The following is a 7,998-nucleotide window of genomic DNA, read 5'->3' on the forward strand; positions in this document are numbered from 1 at the left end:
TCTTTCAATGCCCCCTATAATCGCACCACACTCAGGAAAAGCAATAGGATAACAGGATGAACGAGACTGAATTTCATCAGCTGGCAGATGTTCAAATGCAAATCATCGAAGAAATGATTGATGATTCAGGCGCGGACATTGATTACGAAACTTCCGGTAATGTCATGACCCTAGAGTTTGAAGACCGTAGCCAAATCATTATTAACCGTCAGGAGCCGATGAAGGAAATCTGGCTGGCATCTAAGTCTGGCGGTTTCCACTTCGCTATGGTTGAGGATCAGTGGACCTGTTCAAAAACGGGTATTGAGCTGATTGCGATGGTTAAACAGGAGTGCGAAAAGCATTCGGATGAAGAGATTGAATGGGTGTAGTGCCCCGTAAAACTCGGATACAAAAAAGAGCACCTTAAGTGCTCTTTTTTATTGCTTCGACTTACGCATTCACGGCCCGACTTGGCTTGGAATAGTTCGCGCCATCATTACGATATGGCACGATGTAAGAGTCACCTTCTGCTGGGTGAACGATTTGATAGTACTGAGGCAAATTGAAGTTAATAAACTGAGTCGACATTTGATTATCATCTTTTACCGACGTATAGAAGCTGTTCACGCTGGCAATCATCTCATCTTTCATACCACTGAACTGGTGGTACACCTCAACACGGTTCGCTTCATCCAATACATAGATATTGAAGCCTTGCTCTGAATCTTCAAAGAAGAACTGAATCAGACCTTCACTGGCAAAACTGTCGACTATTTCTGGCAGCTGGTAATCTTGTTCCTTGTCCAGCATCAGCAATGGTGAACCTTTGAGTTTACTGGTCGAGATGCTGCGGTAGAAATCGACCGAGTTTTCCAGCATCTGCACAGACACACCGCGGCGCTCAAAGAACAAGCCATACGTTTGTTGAGCAATACGCAGCGCTTTAAAGCGGCGACGTTTCTCTTGCTCAATCGGCTTAAGGCGCAAATCAATGCATTCCGCTAAAAGCTGATACACCATATTACGCATCACGCCACGCAGGTTTTTACTGTAGCAGAACACGTCTACCGACTCAGGCGGCAACGCATCTTGGTGCATCTTACCCAGAATGGTCTTCAGGGCATCCAGCATCGCCGTTTCACCTCGGAAATGCAGCGTACGCACTTCATGCCAAGAATTGCGATAAACCAAATCCACACTGCCAACCAAGCAAGTCTGCTTTGAGCCAAAACTAAAAATATCGGTAGTTTTCAGATCCACTTTCAGCGCGCGACCACTCAGCTCAGCCGTTGGATCATCTTCAAAGTTGATGAACATCGCCAGTTGGCTGATTTCACAAGGACTCGCCAATGCCTGCATGGTTGGACGGCGCTTACGCAATGAGAAGGTATTACGTAAATCGCTGACCATCTGGTAGAACTTATCGATATCCAGATGGGCATCACGAACTACCGAGTGCAAGCGCGTCGATTCTGTAATTAGGCCATTGAAGAATGACCAAGCGACCAACTTACTGAGGTATTCATTGTGTTCTAAGAATGGCTGACCAAGGATGCGATCCGGCTGAAGAGGTTGCTTATAGAGGTACCAGCCAGCTCGGTTTGTGCGCCCCGGCCTCACTTCAATAAAGCTTAAGTCGGACTCATGCAAGTCTGGCGAAATTTGTGGATTAAGCAAAGTCACCTTACCCGGCAACACCTCAAACGCCGCATAGAGCTTACGCGCCAAGATACTGATGTCCTGCGGACTGATTGCAGAAGTAATGTCGTTACGACGCGCAAACTGAATCAGATTACGATAGCTCAGCATCAGTGCATCAAGCAAAGCATGGTGAACCACTTTAACCTGCTCAACCTTCCAGTTACGGCGGTCGTCTAGTTCAACCAGCACTGAGTGGTCCCAGTTCCATTTCTGGATCATGTCACTCATTGCCTCACGGCGCCAAGCAACAGAGCCAATACCAAGCTCACGTGATAACTTCTCGTGCGTTTTGAGATAGAAACAGCGGCGCACCAGATCAAGGCGGGTATGGTCGCCAATACGCTCAAGGTAACGGGTCACCTTTTCAAGCATCAAGTAGTACGCATCCATGCCATAGAGATCAGGCTCATGGGCAAAAAAGCGACGCTTAGTATCAATGCTAAGCAGTTGGGTATGTGGGTACTCCCACGAATACGCTTCAAGTAGGATCGCTTTTAGCACCGACTTGTAAGGTGAATCGATACTCTTATACAACTGCCACAAGTTCGAGCCAAAATACTCTTCGGCTGGAATGCGGTTCAGCTGACCAAAGTCAATCCATTGCGAGCAATCAATGTAGCCTTGGCTGCATAAATCACGAACGTATTCGTCGTAGCACTCTTCCATCTCAGGCGGCACGATTTGCCACAGCAAACGCTGACCAGCAAGACGAACGGCAGAGCGATAGAATTCATCTAATAGTAATAAGTGTTGGGACGAACCACAGTTGTCACCGGTCATTTCTTCTGAGCGATTGGTGCGAAAACGCTCCTCATCCATCAGGAAGAAATTCGCCTCAACGCCTTGAGTCTGAGCCCAATCGGTAATCAACAAACACTTATTGGTCAGGCACTCTCTTTCTTCACAGCTCATTGATGGAGAGACACACACCCAGATATCAAGATCGCTTGAGGTACTTTGTCCAATCGACGAAGTACTGCCCATGGTATACAAGCCGAGAATAGCTGGCTCTGCACAGGTACGAAGCGACTGACCTATCGTCAGCTCAGTATCTTCAACAAACTGCTGTTGCACCTCATTGAATTCGAGACCGTATACACCAAAAGGAACTTGAGAATCGTAATAGCCGGGGATGACTGGGTGGTTGAAGTGAAGAAGGGTAGGAATCAGATGGAAAACACGCTGACTTTGCAAATCCATAAGAGCCAGCGCGCGCTCAATACGCTGCTGGTTTAGGTTATCAAGTCTCTGAATAAGCGTCTTTGTATAAGCCTGCAAGGGTGATTCCTTGGTTGATTCCTAACTGTGCCCTGACGACAAATTGTTCTAAAGCACTAACAAAACGTGATCAATTTAACACTTTTATTTCGATTGGTAAAGAAATGTACGATCGAATCGACATTGTTTTGTTAATCAATATGCTCGCGACATAGTGTGGTACGTATCCGCCTTTTGTAATAATAGCCCATTTTACAAACGAGACACTCATCACACTATTTTGAATAATTTCTGCTAGCCCGACGTCTGGCATTCATCGAGATGATCTAGCAGTAAGACTTTTTCATGGAGAATGGTAGGATTAGCCCATCTGAACTGTTATTCAAAGACCATCATGACACAATCGACTCCTATTCGAATTGCAACACGCAAAAGCCCTCTTGCTCTTTGGCAAGCCTACTACGTACGAGATGCCCTTCAAGCTGCACACCCTGGTTTAGAAGTGGAGCTGGTGACTATGGTGACGAAAGGCGATGTCATTCTCGACACTCCATTAGCGAAAGTCGGCGGTAAAGGTTTGTTCGTAAAAGAGCTCGAAGTCGCCATGCTGGAAGGACGCGCAGATTTGGCAGTTCACTCAATGAAAGATGTGCCTGTTGATTTTCCAGAAGGCCTAGGGCTGGTTACGATTTGTGAGCGTGAAGATCCTCGTGACGCTTTCGTTTCTAATACCTACGCTAACATTGACGAACTGCCGCAAGGTGCGGTTGTCGGCACTTGCAGTCTGCGCCGTCAATGCCAGATCAAGGAATACCGCCCAGATCTGGTCATTAAGGAGCTACGCGGCAACGTAGGTACGCGTTTAGGTAAGCTTGATGCTGGCGAATATGATGCCATCATCCTTGCAGCAGCAGGCTTGAAACGCCTAGAGCTAGAAGAACGAATTCGCAGTTTTATTGAACCTGAGCAGTCTCTGCCTGCTGTCGGTCAAGGGGCAGTCGGCATTGAATGTCGCCTAGATGATGAACGTCTTATCAAGCTACTTGAACCACTTAACCACAAAGATACCGCTGACCGCGTACTGTGTGAGCGCGCAATGAACTTAACCTTGGAAGGAGGTTGTCAGGTGCCTATTGGCAGTTACTCCCTGCTGGATGGTGATGACATCTGGTTGCGCGCGCTTGTCGGCGAGCCTGACGGCTCAAAGATTGTGCGTGGCGAAATCAAAGGTTCGCGCGCCGACGCTGAGAAACTTGGGGTGACATTGGCCAACCAACTGCTGGATGACGGTGCTCGCGATATTTTGACTAGACTGTACGCGGATCACGAGTAACTCCATGGCGGTGTTGGTTACCCGGCCAGGTGAACAAGGCCGCTCACTCTGCCAACAACTCAACAGCGCAGGTATCTGCGCGCTTCATCAGCCTCTTATCGAAATCCTGCCGGGGAAAGATCTCTCCGGCATTGCCACTCAGCTTAATCAGTTCGACTGTATTCTTGCCGTCAGTCAACATGCGGTAACGCTCACACGACAAGCCTTTACGTCTCAGCAAGAATGGCCCCAAACAGCCACCTACATTGCCGTCGGTCAAAAAACTGCACATGTTTTAAGCAAACTCAGCCAGCAAAAAGTACACTACCCCGACGTTGGTGACAGCGAGCATTTGCTCGAGCTGGACATACTAAAAAAAGTCAAAGACAAAAAGGTCGTTATCCTACGAGGCAACGGTGGCCGAGAGCTAATATTCGAGACACTTAGATCTCGAGGCGCTCAGGTCAGTTATCTTGAAGTATACAAACGAGAAAACCTTGCTTTCGACTCAGATTTATTCGTACCTTTCTGGCAGGATAAACATATTCAACAGTTAGTCATCACCAGTTCAGGTCAGCTGAGTTACTTTGTATCACAGCTTACACAAGCGCAATTGAACTGGGCATTCGGGCTTCAACTTTATGTACCGAGTGCACGTATCGCAAATGAAGCGCAACAAATGGGTTTTCTTCATATAACCAACACAGGAAGCGCTTCCAACAAGGATTTACTGGCTACTCTCCGGCCAAAGTGAAACAGGACAATAGCAATGACAAGTAAAAATAAAAACGACCACATTGAACCTGAGAAAGACCAAGAAACAGCGTCATCTGCTGAGACTAAAGAGTCTTCCAACAATACTTCTGATGCGTCTGAATCTCCCTCTAAGTCTTCCGATAAAAAGTCTGAGCCTACAGTGTCACCAGACACTACCAAACAAGAAAAAAATGCCAAGCGCGGGGTTAAACTCGGTGCTGTCGCGATCGTAATTTCACTGATAGTTGGTGGCGGTTTAACATTCCAGATGCAGCAACAAAATGCTCAATACCAATCTCAAATTGAAGCACTGCAAAAGCAACTAGAACAAACTACCGCTTCTGTTCAGCAGGATTTAACTGCAACTCAGCAAGCAACGTTAGCCAAAGCCACCGAGATCACTCACAAGACAGAAACTGTTTTATCACAGCAACAAAAAAGCATTGAAAGCTTGCAGCTTGCGATTGCTGATGTAAAAGGTCGCCGCCCGAACGACTGGCTATTAGCAGAAGCAGATTATCTAGTGAAATTGGCGGGCCGAAAGCTATTTCTCGAACATGATGCCGTCAGCGCCACCAAACTGATGGAAAGCGCCGATCAGCGCATCGCGGCGTTAAACGACCCAAGCTTGGTGCCGTTACGTAAATCAATGGCCAATGACATTACGAAACTTAAGTCTGTACCCATTATCGATCGCGAAGGCCTAGTGCTCAGATTAACGGCGCTGCAACAGCAAGTCGACAGCCTTCCGTTAGCCAATGCCATTCTTCCTGAGGCGCCAGAGCAGAAAAAACAACAGGTCTCCGAAGACATCTATGATTGGAAAGATAACCTGATGACTTCACTCAAAGACTTCTCAGAGAATTTCATTACCTTCCGTACCCGAGATGGCAATGTCATTCCTTTGTTATCGCCAGAACAACATTTCTATCTTAAAGAAAACATTAAGGCCAAGTTAGAAACGGCGATTAAAGCGGTGTACGTTGAGCAGCAAGATATTTATCAGACAGCATTAACAACTGCCGACAAATGGTCGAGTTCATTCTTCAACCAAGACGCTAACACCGTTATCGAGTTCAATAAAACTCTGGAGATGCTAAGCAAGCAAAATGTACAAGTCGACTACCCGGTGAAACTTGAAACACAGCAAATTCTGTCCGACGTTATTCGTGACCGCCTGCGCCGTGAAGTGACCACTCTGGTTACGGAGGAGAAATAATGTTCAGAATCATTTTTCTCTTCGTCGTCTTAGGGGCTGGGCTGTTTGCCGGAACCCAATATGCTGGTCAGCAGGGCTACGTACTGATCTCGGTGGCAGATAAAACCATCGAAATGAGTGTCACGACTTTGGTGATATTTGTTATTGCGACATTGGCCGCGCTATTTGGCTTAGAGTTTCTGATCAAGAAAACCCTTTATGCCAGTTCAGCAACCTGGAATTACTTCAGTGTGCGTAAGATACGTCGCTCTCGCCGCTATACCAATGAAGGTATCATCAAGTTGCTTGAAGGTGACTTCAAACTGGCAGAAAAGAAAGCCACTCGCTGGGCAAATCATCATGATATGCCGCTACTGTGTTACCTAGTCGCTTCAGAAGCAGCGCAAGGACTGGGAGACAATGAAAAGCGTGACCACTACCTTGAACTGGCATCTGAGCAAGAAAACGCTCTATTGGCAGTTGAGCTCACGAGAGCCAAGCAACAAGTCAGAGAAGCAAATTACACTGCGGCATTTGAAACGTTATCTCAATTGAAATCCAGCTACCCAAATAATCGCATCGTTCTTAACCTGCTAAAAAATGTCTACATTGAGCTTAAGATGTGGCAACCACTGCTGAATACCTTATCTACACTGGTGAAAAGCAAAATCATCACTAAAGATGAGCAGGCTCAGCTAACCCAACGTGCTCAATGCGGTTTGTTAGAGGAAGTTGCAGAGCAAAAAGGCAGTGAAGGACTGATCGCCCACTGGAATAGCCTTACCCGCAAATTAAAAAGCGACACTCACTTAGTCGAGTGCTTTGCCAAGCAATTGATGGCTCGTAAAGCGGATAGTGAAGCTTTTACGCTAGTCAAAGAAAATCTCAAAAAGCACCCAGATTCAGACCTCTATGCATTGCTGCCTGATATGAATCTAGCGGACGATCATCCTGTCGTTGTGTTCCTAGAAGAAGTGTTAAAAAAAGACGGTAACAATGCCTCAGCGCACAGTGCACTTGCTCAGTTCCATTTAAGAAATGAAAACTGGTCAGAAGCGCAGCAGCATTTAGAAAAAGCGTTGTCAGTCCGCTCCAGCGTATCTGATTACTCTTATTTAGCCGATGCACTAGAGAAACAGAATATGACTAAAGCCGCTCATGAGGTGTCGAAGAAAGCACTCACTTTAGTCCAAGCGTAAAGGTTTAATCTCTACTAACTAAGCCGACCGTCAGGTCGGCTTTTTATTACTTAAATAACTAAACCTCACTGCACTCCCGCTTGCCCGTAATGGATCGAAGCTGACCGAGCTTCTAAACCTACCAAGTTGCCAGTTTAATACCTTAAAAATAATCGTCAGGGCTACCAATTCCTAGACTACCTAAGTATCCGGTGCACAATCAGAACTACCATCCACTGACCAATCTTTAAGAAGCTTATTCCCAAAACACACCAACAACACAGCCCAGCCGAGAGACAATGCTTCTATATAGGTAGCAGTTCGGCTTACTTACTCGAACGCGCTGGGGATTTGTTGGTCGAAAAGCAAAATAACTCAACACAAACAAAAAGACCCCAGCATGGCTGCTGAGGTCTAGCATAAGTGCAGATGGCTGAGTTTGCGCTCAAAAGAGATTTATTCCCTCCAAGGGATACCAATGCTCCTAAACAACAAAACCCAGTCCTTAGACTGGGTTTCTCAATAAGTGACTGACGGCAGGGGCACCTACGCTCAAGCGGGGCTGAGCTCATTGGTCGAGACCAAACAGCAGATACGAAAAAGCCCTAACATGGCTGTTAGGGCTTTCTCTAAATAAGTGGCGGAGCGGACGG

General features: G+C 46.6%; 6 protein-coding genes. 5 read left to right on the forward strand and 1 reads right to left on the reverse strand.

The genetic code is table 11. The features are described 5' to 3' along the window. The first annotated feature begins 56 nt into the window (after nucleotides 1-56). On the forward strand, nucleotides 57-371 hold the full coding sequence (gene cyaY / locus IX95_RS12880; RefSeq protein WP_006957334.1) for an iron donor protein CyaY: 315 nt from the start codon (nucleotides 57-59) through the stop codon (nucleotides 369-371). A 61-nt stretch (nucleotides 372-432) separates the two neighbouring features. Here cyaY and IX95_RS12885 read toward each other — a convergent pair whose 3' ends face one another. Continuing rightward, entirely contained in the window at nucleotides 433-2,961 is a 2,529-nt protein-coding gene (locus IX95_RS12885; RefSeq protein ID WP_038160686.1) for a class I adenylate cyclase, read from the reverse strand. A gap of 334 nt (nucleotides 2,962-3,295) precedes the next feature. Here IX95_RS12885 and hemC point away from each other — a divergent pair, with 334 nt between their 5' ends. From hemC to IX95_RS12905, 4 genes are read left to right on the forward strand one after another with little or no spacing between them, the layout of a single operon-like run. Further along, nucleotides 3,296-4,234: a hydroxymethylbilane synthase gene (hemC, locus tag IX95_RS12890; RefSeq protein ID WP_006957337.1), complete on the forward strand. Its 939-nt coding sequence runs from the start codon at nucleotides 3,296-3,298 to the stop codon at nucleotides 4,232-4,234. A 4-nt stretch (nucleotides 4,235-4,238) separates the two neighbouring features. Next, on the forward strand, nucleotides 4,239-4,967 hold the full coding sequence (locus tag IX95_RS12895; protein ID WP_038160688.1) for a uroporphyrinogen-III synthase: 729 nt from the start codon (nucleotides 4,239-4,241) through the stop codon (nucleotides 4,965-4,967). Between the two features lie 15 nt (nucleotides 4,968-4,982). Continuing rightward, nucleotides 4,983-6,188, forward strand: a complete 1,206-nt coding sequence (locus tag IX95_RS12900) for a uroporphyrinogen-III C-methyltransferase (RefSeq protein WP_038160690.1) — start codon at nucleotides 4,983-4,985, stop codon at nucleotides 6,186-6,188. Next, on the forward strand, nucleotides 6,188-7,366 hold the full coding sequence (locus IX95_RS12905) for a heme biosynthesis protein HemY (protein WP_038160694.1): 1,179 nt from the start codon (nucleotides 6,188-6,190) through the stop codon (nucleotides 7,364-7,366). The genes IX95_RS12900 and IX95_RS12905 overlap by 1 nt, the downstream gene beginning before the upstream one ends. Nucleotides 7,367-7,998 lie beyond the last annotated feature (632 nt).

It is taken from the genome of Vibrio sp. B183, from assembly GCF_000740665.1.
GTDB lineage: Bacteria > Pseudomonadota > Gammaproteobacteria > Enterobacterales > Vibrionaceae > Vibrio > Vibrio coralliilyticus.